A 21,434-nucleotide genomic window follows, 5' to 3' on the forward strand; every position below is an offset into this window, starting at 1 on the left:
CCCTTCATGGTTGGTGGACTAGACGTAGTAGTTGACCAGCGGAGCGGCGATGGTCGTGATCGTTCCGCTCGGGGCGTCGAGCGCGAGACGCACGAAGATGCGTGGTCCGCCCTCCCAGCCGGCCCACTCGGGATTGGGGTCGGCGACCGCATCCAGTTCCACCCAGGAGACGGTCACGTCCCAGACCTCGCTGTAGGACGTGCCGCCCGCGGCGGTCGCCGTTGCCGTGCTGTCGCCGACGCTGACGCCACCCGGTGCCTCGATGGCGACGCCGTTCACGATGGCCGCGCTCGTTGCGACCTCGTAGTCGGCGCCGAACGGGATGGATCCGCCGCCGATGTAGTCGATGATGGAGAAACCGGACCACGTGTAGATGACGCTCGGCCACCGGTGGTTGCCGCCCGCATCGTTCGAGATCACCGGCTCGCCGCCGAGCACCTCCGCGACGCGGGCCACCGCGCCGGCCGGGTCGGTCTGGTAGTCGAAGGTGTCGGTCACGACGCCCTCTGAGTCGGAGATGGTCCACGACGACCGAGCAATCACGATGAGCGCAGGCACCGGCTCCGTCTCCTCGATCACGACCTCGACGGTCGGTGTCGGTGTCGGACTGGATGACGCCCCTGGCGTCGGCGCCGGCGTCGGTGTGCACGCGGCGAGCGTCGCAAGCACGGCGATGGCCAGCAGCGGGGTCATGATGCGCATTGGTGCCTCTCGGTTGGCTGTGGTGGGGTGTTCACGACCACGACGCACCGATACGGCCGGCAGGTTGACACGTTGTCGGAGATTTTCACCACTCCAGAGCCCGAATCGGCAGTGTCACCGGAAGGGGAGGCCTCGGGCTGGTTATAGACTGGCAAAGATCCAGTCCGTGTCATCCGAGAGGTCGCAGGTGCGCTCTAACCGCAGGTCCCGTTGGGCCAAATGGGCCGCTATCCCCATGGGTGTGGCAATCGCTATGGTGCTTGCGGGGTGTACGCAGGAGCAGCTTCAGGGCTGGCTCCCGGGCGATCCCGAGACCACCAACCACACCGGAACCATCATCGGTCTCTGGACTACCTCGTGGATCGTCCTCCTCGTCGTCGGCCTCATCACGTGGGGGCTCGTCATCTGGGCCGCCGTGGTCTACCGCCGACGCAAGGGCCAGTCGGCGCTGCCGGTGCAGCTGCGCTACAACATGCCGGTCGAGATCTTCTACACGATCGTTCCGCTCATCCTCGTGCTCGGCTTCTTCGCCTTCACCGCGCGTGACCAGGCCGCGATCGAGAGCGACCCTGGCAACCCAGACGTCACGATCGAGGTCTACGGAAAGCGCTGGGGCTGGGACTTCAACTACACGTCAGACGACGTCTACTTCCAGGGCATCCAGGCACAGGTCGTCGAGGACGCCGATGGCGCCGTCGACCAGGACCAGCTGCCGGTGCTCTACCTGCCGGTCGACAAGAAGGTGGAGATCGACATCAAGTCGCGCGATGTCATCCACTCGTTCTGGGTCATCGACTTCCTCTACAAGAAGGACATGGTTCCCGGCAAGACCAACCACATGTACTTCACTCCGACCAAGGAGGGCACCTACCAGGGCAAGTGCGCAGAGCTGTGCGGCGAGTACCACTCGCTCATGCTGTTCACGGTCAAGGTGGTCTCGCAGGAGGAGTACGACGCCTATATCGACGGCCTGCGTGCCGGCGGGTTCACGGGCAGCGTCGATGACAGCTTCAACACGAACACGAACCTGCCCGGTACCGGTGCACGGGTGGAAGAGGAAAGCGAATGACCTCCGCAACAATCGGCTACGGCCGCACCAGGGTCGAGAGCAAAGGCAACGTGCTCGTCAAGTGGATAACGTCGACCGACCACAAGGTCATCGGCTACATGTACCTGATCAGCTCTTTCGTATACTTCTGCATCGGCGGAGTCATGGCGCTGATCATCCGCGCCCAGCTGTTCGCACCGGGCCTCGAGATCGTGCAGACGCGTGAGCAGTACAACCAGCTCTTCACGATGCACGGCACGATCATGCTGCTCATGTTCGCGACCCCGCTCTTCGCCGGCTTCGCGAACGTGCTCATGCCGCTGCAGATCGGCGCACCCGACGTCGCCTTCCCGCGACTGAACGCCTTCGCATACTGGCTCTACAGCTTCGGCAGCCTCACCGCCGTCGCCGGGTTCCTCACCCCGCAGGGTGCAGCGAGCTTCGGATGGTTCGCCTATGCCCCGCTTTCGAGTACGACGTTCTCACCGGGCCTGGGAGGCAATCTCTGGGTGTTCGGACTCGCGCTCAGCGGCTTCGGCACTATCCTCGGCGCCGTCAACTTCATCACCACGATCATCACGATGCGTGCACCCGGCATGACCATGTTCCGCATGCCGATCTTCACCTGGAACACCCTTGTGACCTCGATCCTCGTGCTCATGGCGTTCCCCGTGCTCGCCGCTGCGCTGTTCGCCCTTGGAGCCGATCGCGTGTTCGGGGCCCATATCTACGACCCGGCCAATGGTGGCGCCATTCTCTGGCAGCACCTGTTCTGGTTCTTCGGGCATCCGGAGGTCTACATCATCGCGCTGCCGTTCTTCGGCATCATCTCCGAGGTGCTGCCGGTCTTCAGTCGCAAGCCGATCTTCGGGTACAAGACGCTCATCTACGCGACGATCGCTATCGCGGCCCTCTCGGTCACCGTCTGGGCGCACCACATGTACGTCACGGGCTCCGTGCTCCTGCCCTTCTTCGCTCTCATGACGATGCTCATCGCGGTACCAACCGGCGTGAAGATCTTCAACTGGATCGGCACGATGTGGCGGGGTTCCGTCACGTTCGAGTCGCCGATGCTCTGGGCGATCGGATTCCTCATCACGTTCACGTTCGGTGGCCTCACGGGCGTCATCCTGGCTTCACCGCCACTCGACTTCCACGTGTCCGACTCCTACTTCGTCGTGGCGCACTTCCACTACGTCGTGTTCGGCACCGTTGTCTTCGCGATGTTCAGCGGGTTCTACTTCTGGTGGCCCAAGTGGACGGGCAAGATGCTCAACGACCGACTCGGCAAGGTGCACTTCTGGCTGCTGTTCATCGGCTTCCACACGACATTCCTCATCCAGCACTGGATCGGCGTCGTCGGCCTTCCGCGCCGCTACTACAGCTACCTGCCAGAGGACGGCGTGACGTGGATGAACCAGGTCTCGACTATCGGTGCGGCGATCCTCGGTCTGTCGATGGTTCCGTTCTTCTTCAACGTGTTCATCACCGCTCGTACCGCGCCGAAGGTCACCGTCGACGACCCGTGGGGCTTCTCGCGCTCGCTCGAGTGGGCGACCTCGTGCCCGCCGCCACGGCACAACTTCACGTCGATCCCGCGTATCCGCTCCGAGGCGCCCGCGTTCGACCTCAACCACCCCGAAGCACCCATGCCGATCGGAATCGGTCCGGCGAAGGATGCCCCCGATGCCCCGGTCTACGACCTGGCCGATGAGGAGGTCAAGTCATGAGAGCCAACGCGGTCCTCTTCCTGATCCTCGCGATCTTCTTCGCACTCGCTGCTGCGGTCTACGCGTTCTGGTCGGCTGTCGATCCGGCACACATCGTCGACAACTACGAGGGGATCGACTGGGTCGGCACGCTCGGCATTGCTCTCAGCGGCGTGCTCTCTGCCCTCATCTCCTTCTACCTGGGTCGAGTGCACAAGGGGCAGGGCGGCGAGCTGCCAGAGGACCGCGGCGATGCCCTCATCGACGATGGCGACGCAGAGCAGGGCTTCTTCAGCCCGTGGAGTTGGTGGCCGGTGATGCTCGCAGGCAGCGCCGCGCTCGTGTTCATCGGCGTCGCAGCGGGCTTCTGGATCGCCTTCATCGGCGCGGCGGTGCTCGTCGTGAGCCTGGTCGGCTGGCAGTACGAGTACTACCGCGGCTACTTCGCGCACTGATCTGCTGCAGTTCTCAGGAAGGGTCCCGGCTTCGGCTGGGGCCCTTCTTCTTGTTCTGGCCAGCTAGCGTGCGCGCCACGCGGTCACGTCGACCTCGGCCGTGACGGGGCCGCGCGGCCAGCCGCTGAAGGGACCGTCCGTGGAGCGGGTGTGGTGGCCGCTGGGGCCCATTGCCGCAAGGGTCGCTGCCGATGCCGCATCCAGGTCCATCATGAAGCGCACAGCGGTAAGAGCCGTTCGCTCGAAGGACGGCGCGAGGGTCGCCGACAGCGCGTCGAGTTTGTCCTCCTGCATGCCGATGACGAGACCGGCCTCACACAGCTCTGCGAGGTGTCCTGGGCCGGGAGTCACGACAAGGAGCGAGCCGTCACGGCGAAGCACCCGCGCGAACTCCGCGGCATTGCGAGGAGCAAAGATGCACAGGATGACATCGGCGCGGTCTGAGCGCACCGGCAGAGGCTTCCAGGTGTCGGCGACGAGGCCGGGGGAGTTGGCCGTGGCGACGGAGAAGGCCACGGCGGGGCTCGACGCGTCCAGCGCGAACCCGTGTCGATCGGTGCGAGCGGAGAGCACGTGAGCCAGGTAATGGCCCGTGCCGCTGCCAGCGTCGAGCACGTGCACCGATGGCGATGGGGGAATGGATGCCGCCACGGCATCCATGATCGGCTGGTAGTGCCCGAGGTCGAGAAACCGTGCACGCGCCGCGAGGATCTCGCGAGTGTCACCGCTGATTCCCGCGGAAGGGTCGATCGCGCTCAGGTAGCCACGACGGTTGGCATCGAAACGATGCCCGGCCGCACAGCCGAGCACGAGCCCACCGAGAGGCTCGAGCGGCTGCTCCGCACCATCGCGCCGACGGCACGCGGGGCAGAGCAGCCAGCTCGCCAGGTCGCCCATGATGGGCGACGGGTGGCTAGTGCTGATCGCCGTGTGAGGCTTCGATCTCGGCCTTGGTGACGGGGGAGATGCGATCCTCGAAGAACCAGCGGGACGCAACGGCGCGAAGGCGCTGGTTGACGGTGATCTTGCCGTTGGCGTTCGGGCGGATCATGAGCGGCTCGTACTCGTTGAAGCTCGTGAGCCTCCACCGCTCGTGCTCGCTGAGCTGCTCGTGCACCTCGATGTACTCGCCGCCGGGCAGGCGCACGATACGACCGGACTCGAAGCCGTGGAGCGCGATCTCGCGATCCTTCTTCATGAGGCCAATGCAGACGCGCTTGGTGACTATGAAGGCGACGATCGGAGCGATGATCAGCAGCAGCTGGCAGCTGAGGATGACGCCCTCGATCGTGAGCTTGAAGTGCGTGGCGATGAGGTCGGAGCTCGCGGCCGCCCACAGCACCGCGTAGAACACGACGCCGGCGGCGCCGATCGCGGTACGGGTCGGCACGTTGCGCGGACGGTCGAGGATGTGGTGCTCGCGCTTGTCGCCCGTGACCCACGCCTCGATGAACGGGTAGAACGCCACAGCAGCGAGGAAGATCGGCAGCACGAGCAGCGGCAGCATGATGCCCATGGGGATCGTGAAGCCGCCGACGATGATGTCGAGGTTCGACGGGGCGAGTCGCAGCGCGCCATCGGCGAAGCCGATGTACCAGTCCGGCTGCGTGCCGGCGGAGACAGGGGACGGGTCGTACGGTCCGTAGTTCCAGATCGGGTTGATTGTGAACGTCGCGGAGATCAGCATGATGACACCGAAGACGATGAAGAAGAACCCGCCAGCCTTCGCGGCGAAGACCGGCATGACAGGAACACCGACGACGTTGTCGTTCGTGCGGCCAGGGCCGGCGAACTGGGTGTGCTTGTTGATGACAAGCAGCAGCAGGTGAACGCCGAGGGCTGCGATGAGGATCGCCGGCAGCAGCAGGATGTGCACGGTGAAGAAGCGAGGAACGACCTCTGTTCCGGGGAACTCGCCGCCGAACAGGAGGTAGGAGATCCAGGTTCCCGCGATCGGGATCGCCTTGACCATGCCGTCGATGATGCGAAGGCCGTTGCCGGAGAGCAGGTCGTCTGGCAGCGAGTAGCCGGTGAATCCCTCAGCCATGGCGAGGATGAAGAGCACGAAGCCGATGAACCAGTTGAGCTCACGCGGCTTGCGGAACGCACCGGTGAAGAAGATGCGGAGCATGTGCAGGCCGATGGATGCGATGAACAGCAGTGCTGCCCAGTGGTGCACCTGGCGCATGAGCAGTCCGCCGCGGATGTCGAAGGTGATGTCGAGTGACGAGGCGTAGGCCGCAGACATCTCGATGCCCTTGAGCGGAACGTAGGAGCCCTCGTAGTGCACCTCGGTCATCGACGGCTCGAAGAAGAACGTGAGGAAGGTGCCGGAGAGCAGAATGACGACGAAGCTGTAGAGCGCCACCTCGCCGAGCATGAACGACCAGTGATCGGGGAAGATCTTGCGGCCGACCTCGCGCACGAGGCCGGAGATGCTGGTGCGCTCGTCGATGTAGTTCGCCGCGGCGTTGGTGAAGCGCATGCCAGCGTTGGGAGCTGGCGTGACGGAGTCGGTCTTCTCAGGTGCTGTGGTGCTCATCAGTTGTTCTCACGATCCCAGAAGCTCGGGCCGACTGGCTCGAGGAAGTCGCTCTTGGCGACGAGGTAGCCCTCAGCATCGATAGTGATCGGCAGCTGGGGCAGGGGGCGGCTTGCCGGACCGAAGATGACGCGGGCGCCATCCGAGACGTCGAACTGCGACTGGTGGCACGGGCAGAGCAGGTGGTGCGTCTGCTGCTCGTACAGGGCCACCGGGCAGCCGACATGGGTGCAGATCTTGGAGTACGCGACGATGCCGTCGTACGACCAGTCCTTCTTCTCGTCGGACTCCTTGAGGTCTTCCGGGCGCAGGCGCATGACGAGCACGGCCGCCTTCGCCTTCTCCTCGAGGTACTCCTCGTGGTCGATCAGGTTCTCGGGGATCACGTGGAAGGCGGAGCCGTAGGTGACGTCGGAGGCCTTGATGGGGGTTCCGGACGGGTCGCGGGTGAGGCGCACATCCTTCTTCCACAGCGTGTGGCGCAGCAGGTCGTTAGGCTCGGCGGCCGGCGCGAGGTCGCGGAACAGCACAACCGCGGGGATGGGCGTCAGGGCGATGGCACCGATGAGGCTGTTGCGAACGAGGGCGCGGCGGGTGAAGCCCGACTCCTTGTTGCCGAGGGTGAAGACGGCGGCCGCCTTCTCGCGGGTGGCCTCTGTGCCACGGGTACCGTGGCGCATCTCGGTGAGCTCTACATCGCTCATGAGCGCCTTGGCCCAGTGCACAGCACCGATTCCGATGCCGAGAAGGCCGAGCGAGATCGCAAGGCCGAGGCTGAGGGTGCTGATGCGCACGGATGCGACCGGTGCATCCGCGGTGATCGGGAAGAGCACGTAGAACACGACGGCGAGGATGCTGCCGATGATCGAGAGGAAGAAGAAACCGGAGACGCGACGCTCGGCGAGGCGCTCCTTCTTCGGGTCGAGATCGGTGACGCGCAGGCGGTGCTCTGGCTCTCCCGGGTTTACCAGGCCGGTGTCGATGCTGGATGCGGTCCCCGCGGATGTGGGTGCGATCCTCTCGACAGCGGTGCCAGCAGCAGTGCTGCCGTTGTCGTCTGCCATTGTCTTCCCTTCAGCTTTTCTGCTGGTTGTTCGTAGTGCTTGTCGACTGCGTTTGCCCCGAGACGGGACTGCTCTAGTTGGAGCGGGCGGTGAGCCACACGGTGATGGCGACGATCGCTCCGAGTCCGAAGATCCAGATGAAGAGTCCCTCGGATACCGGGCCCAGGTTGCCGAGATCGAACCCACCGGGTGACGGGTTCTCGTCAAGGAACTTCAGGTACGTGATGATGTCGGCCTTGTCGTCGGCCGTCAGGTTGAGGTCGCTGAAGACCGGCATGTTCTGGGGCCCCGTGACCATGGCCTCGTAGATGTGTGCCTCTGTGACGCCCTTGAGCGAGGGGGCGTACTTGCCCTCGGTGAGAGCGCCACCGGCGCCGGCCACGTTGTGGCACATGGCGCAGTTGATGCGGAACAGCTCTGCTCCGGCAGCGGCGTCGCCGTTGGCCTGCAGGTACTCCTCGCTGGGGATGGCCGGGCCGGGGGAGACGGACGCGACATACGTGGCGAGCGCGGCGACCTGCTCCTCGGTGAACTGCACCGGCTTGACCTCGGCCTGCGGGCCGCTCGCCGCGGCAGGCATGCGCCCGGTGCCGACCTGGAAGTCGACGGATGCCGCGCCGACGCCGATGAGGGTCGGACCCTCCGACGTGCCCTGCAGGTTGAGGCCGTGGCACGTCGCGCAGTTGGCGGCGAAGAGCTTCTGGCCCTCGTCGACCTGCGCCTCGATCGCCGCGGTGCTCTCTGCTGCCGCACTCGTCGTGGCCAGGGCGTACACGCCTCCGGTGCTGAGGAGTCCGATGGTGATGAGCGCGATGCTCGCGAGGGGGTGACGGCGACCCTGTGCCCGGGGTGCGCGTGCGGGTCGTTCGACCTTGTTCGCCATTATGGGTGCGTTTCCGATTCTTACTTGAGGACGTAGATGATCAGGAAGAGGCCGATCCAGACAACATCGACGAAGTGCCAGTAGTACGACACGACGATGGCGCTGGTCGCCTCCTTGTGACCGAAGTTCTTGACGCTGTAGGCGCGGCCGATGACGAGGAGGAACGCGATGAGGCCGCCGGTGACGTGGAGGCCGTGGAAGCCCGTGGTCAGGTAGAACGCGGAAGCGTAGGACGTCGAGTCGAGGGTAACGCCCTCGCCGGCGAGCGTGGCGTACTCGAAGATCTGGCCGATGACGAAGATCGCGCCCATGACGTACGTCACGAAGAACCACTCGACCATGCCCCACTGGCGCGGATTCCAGCTCGTGCGGCGGTGCTGCAGCCGCTCGGCGGCGAACACGCCGAACTGGCAGGTGAAGGAGGAGGCGACGAGGACGGCCGTGTTGACGCCGGAGAACGGGATGTTCAGGAGCGACGACTCCGATGCCCACAGCTCTGGAGACGTGGAGCGCAGCGTGAAGTAGATCGCGAAGAGGCCAGCGAAGAACATGACCTCACTGCCGAGCCAGACGATCGTGCCGACGGCAACCACGTTCGGACGATTGATCGTGGGGGCTCCGACGGAGCGAGTAAGTGAGGTCGTAGTCACGTCTCCATTATGTCTCATGCGCGGGAGTGCTTTGGCGTTTCGGGGGTGCATGAGCGCGTGTCCAGTACGATTTCGACCATGCCCGCCGCACCGACCTGGCCACGTCTGCTGGAAACCCTCATCGAGGGCTCCGACCTCTCGATTAGCGAGTCGAGCTGGGCCATGCGCCAGGTCATGGCGGGGGAGGCAACTCCTGCCCAGCTGGCCGGTCTCCTCGTCGCCCTCCGGATCAAGGGGGAGACGGTCGACGAGATCGTCGGCTTCCGCGACGCGGTGCTGGAGAACGCCGTGCCGCTGGATGTCAGCGCCGATGTTCTCGACATCGTCGGCACGGGAGGCGACCCCTTCGGTGCCGTGCTCAACATCTCCTCCGCTGCATCCGTGATCGCGGCGGCCACGGGCATTCCCGTCGTCAAGCACGGCAACCGCGGTGCGAGCTCTGCGTCGGGGGCATCCGATGTGCTCTCAGAGCTCGGCGTGGATCTCGCCCTGCCTCCCGAGCGTGTCGCGTCCGTTCTCGACGAGGTCGGCATCACCTTTGTCTTCGCGGCGCAGTTCCACCCGGGTTTCCGTCACGCCGGACCGACCCGCAAGGAGCTCGGCGTCTCTACGCTGTTCAACATCCTCGGGCCGCTCTGCAACCCGGCCCGCCCAGAGGCGTCCGCGGTCGGTGTGTCGTCTCTTGAGCGGGTTCCCCTCGTCGTCGGCGTCTTTCAGACCCGCGGCGCGACAGCCCTCGTCTACCGCGGCGACGACGGAATCGACAAGCTCACGACGACCGGTCACAGCCACATCTGGGAGGTCTCGCGCGGCTCCGTTACCGAGCACGATATCAACCCGACGGAGCTCGGTATCCCGCGGTCGCGCATCGAGGACCTGCTTGGGCGCGATCCGGCGCACAACGCCGGCGTCATCCGGTCGGTGCTGGCAGGAGAGGCCGGGCCGGTTCGCGACGTCATCCTGCTCAACGCCGCGGCCGGACTGGTTGCCTGGGATCTCAAGGAGGACCCGGAGCAGCTGCGACGTCCGATCATCGACCGGCTTCGCGAGAAGCTCGAGGTTGCAGCCGACGCGGTCGACTCCGGTGCCGCCGCAGCGAAGCTCGAGGCGTGGGTGGCAGCTACTCGATCCAGCCAAGCGTCTTCGTGACGGCCTTCTTCCAGGTGGCGAGCAGGGCGGCGCGCTCCTCCTCGTCGATCTGCGGCTCCCAGCGCTGCTGCTCCTGCCAGCGGTCGGCAAGGTCGTCGGTGTCCTTCCAGAAGCCGACCGCGAGCCCGGCTGCGTAGGCGGCACCGAGCGCCGTCGTCTCTGCGACAACGGGTCGAACGACGGGCACGCCGAGGATGTCGGCCCGGAACTGCATGAGCAGCCCGTTCTCGATCATGCCCCCGTCAACGCGCAGCTCCTCGAGCGGAATGCCCGTGTCCGCGTTGACCGCGTCGAGCACCTCGCGGGTCTGGAAGGCCGTCGCCTCGAGGGCGGCGCGCGCGAGGTGGGCCTTCGTCACGAAGCGGGTGAGGCCGACGATGACCCCGCGGGCATCCGATCGCCAGTGCGGCGCGAACAGACCAGAGAATGCGGGAACGATGTACGCGCCGCCGTTGTCGTCGACGCTCGCGGCGAGCGCCTCGACCTCCGAGGCGTTCTTGATGATGCCGAGGTTGTCGCGAAGCCACTGGATGAGGGAACCGGTGACGGCGATCGACCCCTCGAGCGCGTAGACGGCCGGTGCCTCGCCGAGCCGGTAGGCGACGGTCGTGATGAGGCCGTTGTCGGAGTGGACGATCTCCTCCCCGGTGTTGACTATGAGGAAGTTTCCGGTTCCGTAGGTGTTCTTCGCCCCGCCCGTGTGGAAGGCTGCCTGGCCGAAGGTCGCCGCCTGCTGGTCGCCGAGAATGCCCGCAATGGGCACCTCGCGCAGCACGCTCGAGCTCTCGACGGTGCCGTAGACCTCGCTGGAGCTCGCGATGCGGGGGAGGAGGGAGCGGGGGATGTCGAATGCCGCCAGCAGCTCGTCGTCCCAGTCGAGCGTCTCGAGGTTCATCAGCAGGGTGCGGGAGGCGTTGGTGACGTCCGTCACGTGCACGCCGCCATCCTCGCCGCCGGTGAGGTTCCAGGTCACCCACGTGTCGATCGTGCCGAACAGCAGCTCGCCGTTCTCGGCGCGTTCACGGGCGCCCTCGACGTTCTCGAGCATCCATACGATCTTGGTCGCCGCGAAGTAGGTGCTGAGAGGCAGGCCGGTGACGTGGCTGAAGCGGTTGACGCCTCCGTCTGCGGCGAGGCGGTCGACGATTGGCTGCGTGCGGGTGTCCTGCCACACGATGGCGTTGGCGATGGGCACTCCTGTCGCCCTGTCCCAGATCACGGTCGTCTCGCGCTGGTTGGTGATGCCGACCGCCGCAACGTCGTGGCGCGTGATGTCGGCCTTCGACAGCGCGAGGCCGATGACCTCGCGAGTGTTCGTCCAGATTTCGGCGGCATCATGCTCGACCCAGCCTGCCTTCGGCAGCTTCTGCTCGTGCTCGAGCTGCCCGACGGAGACGACGGAGCCGGCGTGGTCGAAGACGATCGCGCGAGTGCTGGTCGTTCCCTGGTCGATGGCGACGACGTGCTTCGGCACTATGGCTCCTGAATCTCAAGGGTGTAGGTGAAGTCTCTGCTCTCGCCGACGGCGAGCAGCTCGATCTCGGGAAGGTCGACGATGTCGCCGTCGAAGTCTGCGGTCGCGGGGTAGCCAGACCACGGCTCAAGGCAGACGAAGTCGCCGGCCATTGGCTTGCTCCAGATGCCGAAGCGCGGAAAGTCGCCGAAGTGCATGGTGATGCTCGGTGCGCCTGGCGCCGCATACGTTGCGGAGCGGGGAACAAGGTCGTCGAACAGCATGGCATCGCGAGCGAACTGCTCTCGATCGAGCACGAGCGTGCCGTCAACGGCAGGGGAATCGAGACGGCCGGGCAGCAGTCCGTTGACCGCCTGGCGCATTGTCGACCCGCCCGTGTGCCAGCTGACCGTGTGCGTTGCGCCGGAAACGGATCCGGGCAGCGGCCACGCGAAGGCCGGATGCGCTCCGAGGAGGAAGGGCAGGGGCTCTGAACCGCTGTTGATGACACGATGACGAACCGTCAGGCTGGCACCCTCGACCGTGTAGTCGATAGCGAGAAGAAAATCGAATGGATAGGACGCCCGCGTCTCGTCGTTCGAGGAAAGTTCGAAAGTCGCCGATGTCTCGGTGAAGCGGGTGAGTTCGAACTCGGAGATGCGTGCAACGCCGTGAGACGGGATGGGATAGCTCTCGCCATTGTGCCGGAGCACGCCGTTCGGCAGCGTCGAGATGATCGGGAAGAGCACGGGTGCCGAGTAGTGCCATGGGTCACCGCGCTGCCACAGCAGCTCGGTCTCAGCGCTCCTCACAGAGCTGAGCTCTGCGCCCCGTGAGTCGATTGCCACGCGGAGCAGGGGAGAGGAGATCGACACACGGCTCATGCTGAGACCTTACGGGCCTGGGGGAGGACGACCCACAGCGCGATCACCACTGCGAGAGACGCGGAGGCGGCGATCACGCCGGCGCTGCCCCCGATAACCACGTCGAAGATGAATCCGGTCACGCCTGTCGCGAGCAGCCCGACGACGATGAGCTCGGCGAGAAGGAGTCGGTTGCCGAGAAGCACCACCTCGTCTTTGGCCGGGTGTCGGAAGAAGGTGCGGTGCAGGATCACCGGAGCGATGCCGAGAGCGGTGCTGAGCGCGGCAAGACTCACGAGAACGAGATACAGGTCGACTTGAAGAGCAGTGAGTTCGTTGAACCGCTCTTGGAACGCCAGGGCGAGCAGGAATCCCGTGATCACCTGCGTTCCTGTGAGTGTGACGCGGAGCTCTTGCAGAATGTCTTCCCAATTGCGATCGGCCCTCTCGAGAGGGGTCTCGTCACGACCGTCGTTTGGAACTATGTCAGACCTGCTCTGATCGCTCGCCATGATCTAACCCTGCCCTACGACCGCGCGAGAATCGAGTTGCTTGACATCGGTGTGTGCCGACTCTGCTACTCCTCCTCGAGGTAGAACCAGAGGCCGTTCTCGCGAACGAACCTGCTGCGCTCGTGCAGGCTTCCGGCGGACCGGCCCTTGTGAAACGCCTCGAATTCCACGATTCCCGTCGAATCGAGGGGGCCACCGGCGATGCGATCACCAATGTCAAGGCGGTACCAGCGCACGTCATTGTCGAGGGAGAGCTGCGAGGGGCGGGTGGTCGGATGCCAGGTCGACAGCAGGTAGGCGACGTCTCCCACGGCGAACGCGGAGAACCTGGAGCGCATGAGCGCCTCGGCGGTCGGAGCCAGGGCGCCGTCGTGGAGGCGACCGCAGCATTCGCCATACGAGAGCCCACTGCCGCACGGACACCGCGAGGCGGCCACCACCGTGATCGAGGTGCTCAGCGGGTGGCCTTGGCGACCAGCTCGGCGATGGCGCTGTCGGTGTCTGGATTTATTGCGGTGACGGCGAACGACGTCGGCCACATTGATCCGTCGTCGAGCGTCGCGTTCTCACTGAAACCCAGCGTGCCGAAACGGGTGCCGAACTTGTCGGCGCTCTGGAAGAACAGCACGACCTTGCCGTTGCGTGTCCAGGCTGGCTGCCCGTACCAGAGCTTCGCCGACAGCTCTGGTGCGCTGGAGGTCACGATCTCGTGGATGCGGGAGGCGATTGTGCGGTCCGGCTCGCTCATCGCGGCAATCGCCTCGACCACCGCCGCCTCGGCCTCTGCTCTGGTCGCGTGCGCCTTGAGCTCCCGTGCCCGCTCCTTCATCGCTGCCCGCTCGGCGGCGCTGAAGCTCTCTGGCTTGGCAGCCTCGGCCATGTCCACTCCACTCGCTCGGTGATCCTCAGTCAATGGTAGGCACGGTTCGAGGGGACGGCGCTCGAATCCTTGTCGGGCGTAAGGCTGGTCTCTACAGCTGGGAGACGGGGCCGATCGTCACACCGAGTGCGTCGTGCCAGTCGCGAATGGCCTGCCGCTGGGTGTCGTCGCAGGTGAGTCCGTACCCGAGGCTGACCTCCCAGTACTCGTAGCGGTTCAGCCATATCGTGTGATCGAGGGTCCATCCGTCGAGGAAGGTCAGTGCGTAGCAGTCCGCCATGGTCTCGGCGTCGCCGCCGAACGACTCGAGCGCGATATCGGTAGGCTCCGGGTTCGTGAACTGGAGAACGTGTGCGAACTCGTGGTACGCGATTCCGGTCCTCAGCCAATCGGTCATGTAGGGGAGCGCGTCGTCACCGGTGTCGAAATGCACGACGTCGGGGGCTTCCGACCCGACGCAGCCGATGACATCCTCGCCGCAGTACTCATCGGCGGCCTCCAGCAGCGATGTCACGTAGCCGCCGCTCAGCTGGTCGATGACGGCCTCGTAGGTGGAGCCGGTCGCGTTCGTCGACGACTCGACGGATGCAGCATCGAGCGCGAGCCGCAGCTCTCCTTCGGCCTCATCGACGAGGTCGATCGCCGTGGCCATGCCGGCAGAGTCCCACCGGTGTGCCCAGCCCCGTGCGGCAAGGATCTCGAAGCTGCTCTGGTCGACCACCGTGCCGAGGAGCACGCCGTCGAAGGTGCTCGCCGTGCCGAGCAGTGAGCCCATGGCGGCGCGAAAGGTCTCCTTCTTCTCGATAAGTTCCTTCTGCATCTCGATCTCGTCGTCCTGCTTGTCGATGCGCGTTTGCGCCTCGTCGAGGTCGAGAACGTTGAGGACGAGGAACGTGGCTGTCGTGACAAGGGCCACCGCCAGCAGCACGATGGCCACCAGCGGTGCCCGGGAACGGCGCTGCCGCGCGGTAGTGGCCTCAGGTGCCTCATCGATGGCCGGGGGAGTGGTCGTGCTTTCTCGCGGGCTGTTGCCGCTCGCTTCGATTTCAGTGATGCTCGTGCCTCTCTCCGGGCGCTTCTGGCGTCCGCCATGCGGCAGCCGTCGCGAAAGTTTAGCGAGCAATACTGATGTTGTCGCGTCTCCGGCTCAGCCGAGCAGGAAGGATCCAAGCAGAGCGACAGCGGCGGCGGCCATGAGAATGAATGTGATCCACAGTCCGAGCTTCGACCACGCCCCGCTGCGGTGCGATCCCATCACATCGGCCCTGCTGGATACCCGCAGGATCAGGAATATGAGAGGCACGGCGACGATGCCGTTGACGACCGCCGTGGTAACCAGCGCCTGAATCGGGTCGATGCCGACAAAGGAGAGGGTCATGCCGGCCAGTGTGCCGGCGGCGATCGTCCCGTAGAAGGCCGGCGCCTGTCCGAAGCGGCGGGAGAGGCCTTCGCGCCACCCGAAGGTCTCCGAGACAGCGTAGGCAGACGAGCCCGCGAGCACCGGCACGCTCATCAAGCCGACGCCGACCACGCCGATCGCGAAGATTGCCTGGGCGAGCGCACCGGCATTGGGAAAGCTGTCGACGAGGGGGCGAAGGGCGGCCGCGGCATCCGCAGCGCTCGTGATGGTCGTCACCCCGCCTTCGTGCAGCACAACGGCACCGACAAGGATGATGAACCACGCGATGAGGTTGGCAAAGGTCATGCCGATGGCATTGTCGACGCGAAGGCGCCGGAGGTAGCCAGCGCTGATATGCGGAGCGCCACCCGCGCTGTCGATGCGCTTGTCTGCGATCTCCTCCTCGACCACGTTGCTCGACTGCCAGAAGAACAGGTAGGGGGAGATGGTCGTTCCGAGTATCGCCACCAGCAGGAAGAGGAACTCTCGATTGAGCTCGATGTGCGGCACGAGGGTGCTCACGAGCGCCTCACTCCATGGCACGTCCACAAGAAACGCCGTGACGATGTAGGCGAACAGGGCAACGGCCAGCCACTTGAGCACGCGGATGTAGATCCGGTAGGAGACGAAGACCTCGAGCGCGACGATGACGATCGCGAAGCCGATGGCCAGGAGTGGAATGGGAGCCGCAGGAATCAACAGCTGCAGGCTCTCGGCCATCGCCGCGATGTCTGAGCCGATGTTGAGAGTGTTGGCGGTGACCACCAGGAGCACCACAGGGTAGAGAACGCGTCTAGAGTATACCTCACGTACCACGGCGGCCAGGCCCTTGCCCGTCACCGCTCCGATGCGCATGCACGCTTCCTGCACGGCGATCATGAGCGGCAGGGTGAGCAGGACCGTCCACAGCACAGAGAAGCCGAGCTGTGCTCCGGATTGAGAATGGGTGGCGATGCCGGACGGATCGTCGTCAGCGGCCCCGGTGATGAGCCCCGGGCCCAGTACGCGAAGCGCTCGATTCAGGCGAGCTCGACCCGTTGGATGCGCAGGTCGACCCAGCGCATCCGGCGTTGACGAGGACTCGTCAGGGGAGCGGGTGGCCACGCGCCCAGTATGTCCCGGGGTGTGGAGGGCGGCAAGGCCACTCGACCCCTGCTATTCCAGCGTATTGACATAATGTGCATTATCGGAGCAGCGCGAGGAGGGGCGAAACGTCGATTCAGGGTGCCGGCGGTGACTTCGGTGCCTTGCGATCACGCTGAGGCTCCGAAGCGGTCTCTGTGTCCCCGTCGGCATTGCGGCCTCCATCGCTCTCAACGCCTTCCTCATTCTCGGTGACCGAGTCGGCTGGAAGGTCAAGGCGTTCGGTCACGCCGCCCGACTCTGTCAGGCTCCAGTTCGTCGAGGTGGGCAGCACCGTTGTCGGCTGAGCCGTGATGCCCGCGTCCTCCCACGAGAGGATCTCGACATCGCGCGGCTCCCCGGGAAGTCTGGGTTCAGAGGGCCCTCGGTCAGCTGCTGGTGTTCCCTTGACCTGTTGGCGTCTGCTGAGTTTGACGGCAAGGATGACGACTGTCGTGACCAGGCCGACAAGCAGGACTCCGAGGGCGAGCACGAGGTACCAGGGGAACGGGATTCGGGCGCTGAGCGCATCAGCGATCGTCGTTCCCGGGGTCTCGAAGGACGCGGTGGGAGCCTGCGATACCGTCAGACCAGCAGCCAGCTCGTCGACGGCGGTGAAGGTCGTGGCGACTGTGTAGGTCGTCCCGGTGGCTAGCTTCGTCGCAATCTCCACAGTAAGCGGCGTGGTCTGGCCGTACTGCTGCGCGACTTCAGCCTCGAAGACCTCGCTGGCGTTCTCATCCGTGACGGAGAAGCTCCAGGTGCCGGCTGGCGCTCCCCCGGTGCTCTCGACGAATTCTCCCGTCACGCTGGCCGTTATCACCGGATACTTCGACACCGCGGCGTCGTTGGTCACCTCGACGGAGGTCTGCAGCGACAGTGGCGTGATCTCGAGGGTTGCCGGAACGGCGGTCTGGCTCGTCGCGTACGGACCCCCAGCGGCCGGGTTGTAGATCGCTGTCAGCTGGTAGGTGCCCGCCGGAAGCAGGGGTTTCGCGAGTGGCTGGGAGACATAGACGATGCCGTCGGGCTGAATCGGGAGCGATGTGGCGAAGGCGCCGCCTACCCCGGAGACATAGACATCCACGGTTCCATCCGTCGTTCCCAGGCGCTGCAGGGTGCCGTCACCCCAGTAATCGGTTGTGACGACGAGCGAGAGGTTCCAGTCCGAGGCGAAGGGGGCGGTGACGTTGCTCTCCCCGGCGAAAGCGATCGACGTCGGCTGTGATGCCACCGCTGGCACTGGCACCAGCACGAGTCCAATGGCGATAGTTGCGGCGATGACGACTGCAGGAAGACGTCCCGCAGTTGGCTCGTGTCTCGTCATGAGGGCTCCTTGCTCGTTGATGTGCTGCGGCCGAGGCGAATCGCGAACACAATGACGAAGGTCACGAGTGCGGCGAGAGCGAGACCGATGAGGATTACCCACCAGGCCGGGACGCTGAAGTCACTGCCTTCCGGGCGGTCGATTGGCGATTCCGACTGCCCTGGCGGCGATTCGATGACCCGGCCGTCGGGTGCCGTGTAGCTGAAGGGTGCGGCCGGGGTCAGTTCGTAGCGACCGCTGTTGACGGCCTCGAGTTCGAAGCTGGCCTTGGCAACGTAGGTTTCGCCTGCCACGGCATCGGGCCAGTTGAAGGATGTTGCGAACAGGTTGCTGCCGGCCGCCCGCGACACGGTTCGCTCGTCGAGGATCGTACCGTCGGAATCCTCGATGGTGAATGTCCAGGTGCCTGCTGGGTTGGGCGTGGGAGGGTCGGAGAACCTGCCATGCGGCGCAGCCTCGACCAGCTTGCCCGTCAGCACACCTGTCACGATCGCGTTCTCCGGCGACGAGGGATCGGCGATCATCCGAAGGTCAATCCCAAGCTTGGCCCGCTCCACCGTGAGGCGAGCGGTGTTCGAGGTCGCATACATCCCGGAGGCGAGCTCCGAATTGGTCGAGATGCCGAAGGAATAGACTCCCGGCTCGAGCCACGCAACCCCGAAGAATGAGCCTATTGAACCGGACTTGGTGTAGGTCGGCGAGCTGAACGTGGAGTAGCCCGGCCACCATCCCGCGGGCGTGCCCACGGATGTCACGATCGGGTCTGCAGCCCACGATGGATAGTTGCTCGTGAACTCAAAGCTCCACGTCTCGCCATATTCAACTGTTTGGGTGGGATTGGAGAAGACGAACGTGCCGGCGGGATCCTCGGCTTCGGCGGCCGTCGGAACCGCGAGAATAGTGATGGCGATGACACCTGCGAGAGCAGGAAACACTAGCGACCGCACCTTCATATGGACTCCCCCGGTAGGTGTGACGTCTGACGGCTGAGGCGGACTCCGAGCAGGATGATGAGGACCGATAGCAGAACCGCGGTCAGAGCCCCGACGAGCACGGCCCAGAGCGGAAGCCCGAACGGCGATTCCGGCGCAGGGTTGCGCTCTGGTTCCCCACCCTCTGGGGTCGCGAATGTTCGCGCGTCCTCTGGTGCGGTGAATACGTAGGGGGCAGGCGACGCGATGACGAAGTTCTCAGCGGACTCCCCTGACGGCCGGAAGGTGGCTGTGACCGTGTACTGCTCACCCGGTACAGCCTTTGACCACGCGTAGCTTGTCGCTACCGCCGAGACTGCGGACTCGTGCTCCGATGTTCGCTCGTCGACGACCTCACCGGCGGCGTTGGTAGTCGAGAACGACCATCGTCCACTCGGCACCGGAGCTCCCCCGTACGCGACAGGGGTGAGCTGCTCGATGAATCGACCGGAGAACACAGCGGTGACCAGCTGGGTACTGGGGTCGGAAGGGTCGGGCACGACCCGGAGATCCGTCGTGAGCGCTGCTGGGTTGATTGTGACCGTAGCTGCCGGCGAGACTCCCTCGTGATGCATCCCGTCGCCCTCGTACTGCGCTCTCACCACGAACTCGTAGGTTCCGGCACCGAGTGGAAGTGTCGAGTCGGGGATCACATAGGCCCGGTATGCAGTCGGGGGGAACTCGATGCTCGCGTGCCAGTCGGCGGGCACGTCTGCGGACTCCAGGGCGACAGAACCGAAGACGTGTGCCCACCACACTTGTCCATCCACCGCGAATGTGAGGCCCCAGTACTCCCCGTACTCGATGGCCACGGACGAGGGATCGACCCAGGGAATCGAGAAGTTGTCATCGGCAATGGCTGCCGAAGGGGCGCCGACGATGGTGAGCATCACGCCGCACGTGAGTGACGCGGCCGCGACGCGCTGCGCGATGGCCCGTTGCTTCACTGAAGTCCTTTAGTGGGTTGAGGGGAACTCTGCACACGATACATCCCACTTGGTAGGGCAAAAAAGCTACTTGAGGATGACTCTTCGTAACGCTTCGATTGCGACTGCGTGATCGACGAGGTCTGGCTCGCCAGAGCAGGTGATCGTTCCGACGGTCCCCTCCCCCACCACACGGATGGGCACGGAGCCGCCGTGAGTCTTGTATGCCTCCTGGTCGAGCCCCTCGAGGAACGACGGGTCGGCGTTCTTGCGGAATCGGATGAGCAGGGAGGCAGAGTCGAAGTGCCTCGCCGTCAGCGCCTTGCCCGCGAGCCATTCGTCGGTGTCCTTCGCAACTCCCCCGATTGCCGCCTTGAACACGACATGGTCGCCCAGCACTATCTGCACAGCCATCGAGAGGCCGCGCTCGGTGATGACGTCGACAGCAGCGCTGCCGAGCGCCCACGCGGTGGCCTGGTCGAATCTCGGGAACACGAAGGCGCTCTCTTGCTCCTGGAGCGCGTCGAGTGTCGTTTCGTCTGTCATGGGTTCAGCCTTTCAGCAGGAGGGCAGCTGACGCCGCACCAGGTCGATGAGCTCGACGGGCTCGAACGGCTCGTCGGTAGAGATGAGTTCTGACAAGGTCCACCATCGATGGTCGAGCACGTCGACGTGCTCGTCGTCGGTCCACCCAGCGCTCGACGGCTCGAAGGTGTCGACCACCGCGGTGTAGAACTCGGCGTGGCCGGTGTCATGATCGGCAGAGTCCCACGCGACGTCGAAGTCATGCGACCACACGGGCTCGCCCAACTCGACGCCGGTGAGTCCTGTCTCCTCGAACAGCTCACGCGTCGCCGCCGTCGCATGGTCCTCCCCCGGGTCCACTCCCCCACCCGGGGTGATCCAGCGCGCTGTGCCAGAGGAGTCGGGCGCGGTCGTGAGGAACAGCAGCACTCTGTTCTGGCGGTCGAAGAGCAACACGCGAGAGGTCAGGCGGTGATGGTGAGTATTAGCCAAGAAAGTCGCTGACATCCCCGACATAGCGTGTGTTGTCGGCCGGGATGGGCTCGACCGCGGCCGCTGCGACCTCGGCGGCGAATTCGCTCACGTTGTAGAGCTTGCCCGCGGCCTCTTTTCGGGAGCTGATAGCTCCCGGGTTGGCGCGTTCGAGGAGGGTTGCCGTGATAGTTCCCTCGATCATGTCGCCGGAGACAACCACGAAGTCGATGCCTTTCTCTGCGAGCTCTGGGATGCGCGCCCGGAGTGCGTCTTCGCCAGCCCGCTTGCTCAGCGCCACCGGCACGTACTCCGGCATCGTCTCGACGGTCTTGATGAAGTGGGCCTGGTGGCTGGTGACGAAGACGACGCGGGCACCGGCTCCGAGCAACGGCAGCGCGGCGGTGAGCAGGGCATCCTGCGCGTCGCGATTGAGCTGCATCGCGTAGTCGGCTGCCATGCCGCTTTCCATGCCGCCAGATGCATTCATCACGAGCACGTCGAGGCCACCGTACTCGCGCTGGATGGTCTCGAACATCGCTGCGACGTCGTCGGCCGAGGTGAGATCCGCGCCCACGGCGATCGCCGTGCCGCCCTTCTCCTCGATCGCGGCGACAAGCTTGAGCGCCCGTGCCTCCTTGTTGCGGAAGTTGACGACGACCTTCGCGCCGGCCTCGGCAAAGTAGCCGACGGTGTCTGCTCCGATGCCGCGGGAGGAGCCGGTGACGAGAATGCGCTTGCCTGCCAGCTGCCCTGGCTCGAGTGGGTTGTTCACGGTACCCG

At 65.0% G+C, this 21,434-nt stretch carries 23 protein-coding genes; 4 read left to right on the forward strand and 19 right to left on the reverse strand.

Annotation, left to right across the window (positions count from 1 at the left end; translation table 11 throughout):
- Positions 1-18 precede the first annotated feature (18 nt).
- Positions 19-702 carry a hypothetical protein gene (locus tag AC14A7_RS13245; protein ID WP_484009809.1) on the reverse strand — a complete coding sequence of 228 codons (684 nt, stop codon included), beginning with the start codon at positions 700-702 and terminating at the stop codon, positions 19-21.
- A gap of 235 nt (positions 703-937) precedes the next feature.
- Here AC14A7_RS13245 and ctaC point away from each other — a divergent pair, with 235 nt between their 5' ends.
- Genes ctaC through AC14A7_RS13260 form a run of 3 tightly spaced genes read left to right on the forward strand, consistent with a single transcriptional unit; the run spans position 938 to position 3,914 of the window.
- The gene (gene ctaC / locus AC14A7_RS13250) at positions 938-1,771 is read left to right on the forward strand and encodes an aa3-type cytochrome oxidase subunit II (protein WP_484009811.1); all 834 of its coding nucleotides are present in this window, start codon (positions 938-940) and stop codon (positions 1,769-1,771) included.
- Positions 1,768-3,480 (forward strand): aa3-type cytochrome oxidase subunit I, encoded by a 1,713-nt coding sequence (gene ctaD, locus AC14A7_RS13255; RefSeq protein ID WP_484009813.1) that lies wholly within the window; start codon positions 1,768-1,770, stop codon positions 3,478-3,480. Before ctaC ends, ctaD begins: the two co-directional genes overlap by 4 nt.
- Positions 3,477-3,914 carry a cytochrome c oxidase subunit 4 gene (locus tag AC14A7_RS13260; RefSeq protein ID WP_484009815.1) on the forward strand — a complete coding sequence of 146 codons (438 nt, stop codon included), beginning with the start codon at positions 3,477-3,479 and terminating at the stop codon, positions 3,912-3,914. The genes ctaD and AC14A7_RS13260 overlap by 4 nt, the downstream gene beginning before the upstream one ends.
- A gap of 63 nt (positions 3,915-3,977) precedes the next feature.
- On the opposite strand, the gene AC14A7_RS13265 is transcribed toward AC14A7_RS13260, so the two are convergent.
- From AC14A7_RS13265 to ctaE, 5 genes are all read right to left on the reverse strand, one after another.
- The gene (locus AC14A7_RS13265) at positions 3,978-4,811 is read right to left on the reverse strand and encodes a methyltransferase domain-containing protein (RefSeq protein WP_484009817.1); all 834 of its coding nucleotides are present in this window, start codon (positions 4,809-4,811) and stop codon (positions 3,978-3,980) included.
- Between the two features lie 16 nt (positions 4,812-4,827).
- Positions 4,828-6,456 carry a cytochrome bc1 complex cytochrome b subunit gene (gene qcrB / locus AC14A7_RS13270; protein WP_484009819.1) on the reverse strand — a complete coding sequence of 543 codons (1,629 nt, stop codon included), beginning with the start codon at positions 6,454-6,456 and terminating at the stop codon, positions 4,828-4,830.
- Positions 6,456-7,520 carry a cytochrome bc1 complex Rieske iron-sulfur subunit gene (qcrA, locus tag AC14A7_RS13275; protein WP_484009821.1) on the reverse strand — a complete coding sequence of 355 codons (1,065 nt, stop codon included), beginning with the start codon at positions 7,518-7,520 and terminating at the stop codon, positions 6,456-6,458. Before qcrA ends, qcrB begins: the two co-directional genes overlap by 1 nt.
- A gap of 73 nt (positions 7,521-7,593) precedes the next feature.
- Complete coding sequence (gene qcrC / locus AC14A7_RS13280; RefSeq protein ID WP_484009823.1) at positions 7,594-8,403, reverse strand: cytochrome bc1 complex diheme cytochrome c subunit; 810 nt, start codon at positions 8,401-8,403, stop codon at positions 7,594-7,596.
- A 20-nt stretch (positions 8,404-8,423) separates the two neighbouring features.
- Positions 8,424-9,071, reverse strand: a complete 648-nt coding sequence (gene ctaE / locus AC14A7_RS13285) for an aa3-type cytochrome oxidase subunit III (RefSeq protein ID WP_484009825.1) — start codon at positions 9,069-9,071, stop codon at positions 8,424-8,426.
- Between the two features lie 60 nt (positions 9,072-9,131).
- Here ctaE and trpD point away from each other — a divergent pair, with 60 nt between their 5' ends.
- Positions 9,132-10,202 (forward strand): anthranilate phosphoribosyltransferase, encoded by a 1,071-nt coding sequence (trpD, locus tag AC14A7_RS13290; RefSeq protein ID WP_484009827.1) that lies wholly within the window; start codon positions 9,132-9,134, stop codon positions 10,200-10,202.
- Here the strand turns inward: trpD and glpK are convergent.
- The 13 genes from glpK to AC14A7_RS13355 form a co-directional block, all read right to left on the reverse strand.
- The gene (gene glpK, locus AC14A7_RS13295) at positions 10,174-11,676 is read right to left on the reverse strand and encodes a glycerol kinase GlpK (RefSeq protein WP_484009829.1); all 1,503 of its coding nucleotides are present in this window, start codon (positions 11,674-11,676) and stop codon (positions 10,174-10,176) included. The genes trpD and glpK overlap by 29 nt on opposite strands.
- The gene (locus AC14A7_RS13300) at positions 11,676-12,539 is read right to left on the reverse strand and encodes an aldose 1-epimerase family protein (protein WP_484009831.1); all 864 of its coding nucleotides are present in this window, start codon (positions 12,537-12,539) and stop codon (positions 11,676-11,678) included. Before AC14A7_RS13300 ends, glpK begins: the two co-directional genes overlap by 1 nt.
- Positions 12,536-13,030: a DUF6328 family protein gene (locus AC14A7_RS13305; RefSeq protein ID WP_484009833.1), complete on the reverse strand. Its 495-nt coding sequence runs from the start codon at positions 13,028-13,030 to the stop codon at positions 12,536-12,538. Before AC14A7_RS13305 ends, AC14A7_RS13300 begins: the two co-directional genes overlap by 4 nt.
- 65 nt (positions 13,031-13,095) lie before the next feature.
- A complete protein-coding gene (locus tag AC14A7_RS13310; RefSeq protein WP_484009835.1) occupies positions 13,096-13,569 on the reverse strand; it encodes a YchJ family protein in 474 nt (157 codons plus the stop codon).
- On the reverse strand, positions 13,485-13,910 hold the full coding sequence (locus AC14A7_RS13315; RefSeq protein ID WP_484009837.1) for a hypothetical protein: 426 nt from the start codon (positions 13,908-13,910) through the stop codon (positions 13,485-13,487). Before AC14A7_RS13315 ends, AC14A7_RS13310 begins: the two co-directional genes overlap by 85 nt.
- Before the next feature lie 91 nt (positions 13,911-14,001).
- The gene (locus AC14A7_RS13320; protein ID WP_484009839.1) at positions 14,002-14,847 is read right to left on the reverse strand and encodes a hypothetical protein; all 846 of its coding nucleotides are present in this window, start codon (positions 14,845-14,847) and stop codon (positions 14,002-14,004) included.
- Positions 14,848-15,057: 210 nt separating this feature from the next.
- Positions 15,058-16,413 carry an NRAMP family divalent metal transporter gene (locus AC14A7_RS13325; RefSeq protein WP_484009841.1) on the reverse strand — a complete coding sequence of 452 codons (1,356 nt, stop codon included), beginning with the start codon at positions 16,411-16,413 and terminating at the stop codon, positions 15,058-15,060.
- Positions 16,414-16,528: 115 nt separating this feature from the next.
- A complete protein-coding gene (locus AC14A7_RS13330) occupies positions 16,529-17,758 on the reverse strand; it encodes a hypothetical protein (RefSeq protein ID WP_484009843.1) in 1,230 nt (409 codons plus the stop codon).
- Positions 17,755-18,693, reverse strand: coding sequence for a hypothetical protein (locus tag AC14A7_RS13335; protein ID WP_484009845.1), 939 nt, complete (start codon positions 18,691-18,693; stop codon positions 17,755-17,757). Before AC14A7_RS13335 ends, AC14A7_RS13330 begins: the two co-directional genes overlap by 4 nt.
- A gap of 14 nt (positions 18,694-18,707) precedes the next feature.
- Positions 18,708-19,676 (reverse strand): hypothetical protein, encoded by a 969-nt coding sequence (locus tag AC14A7_RS13340; RefSeq protein WP_484009847.1) that lies wholly within the window; start codon positions 19,674-19,676, stop codon positions 18,708-18,710.
- Between the two features lie 66 nt (positions 19,677-19,742).
- Complete coding sequence (locus AC14A7_RS13345) at positions 19,743-20,201, reverse strand: heme-degrading domain-containing protein (protein ID WP_484009849.1); 459 nt, start codon at positions 20,199-20,201, stop codon at positions 19,743-19,745.
- Positions 20,202-20,213: 12 nt separating this feature from the next.
- Entirely contained in the window at positions 20,214-20,696 is a 483-nt protein-coding gene (locus AC14A7_RS13350; protein WP_484009851.1) for an NUDIX hydrolase, read from the reverse strand.
- Complete coding sequence (locus AC14A7_RS13355) at positions 20,665-21,426, reverse strand: SDR family oxidoreductase (RefSeq protein ID WP_484009853.1); 762 nt, start codon at positions 21,424-21,426, stop codon at positions 20,665-20,667. Before AC14A7_RS13355 ends, AC14A7_RS13350 begins: the two co-directional genes overlap by 32 nt.
- Positions 21,427-21,434: the final 8 nt, after the last annotated feature.

This window comes from Conyzicola sp., assembly GCF_057073975.1.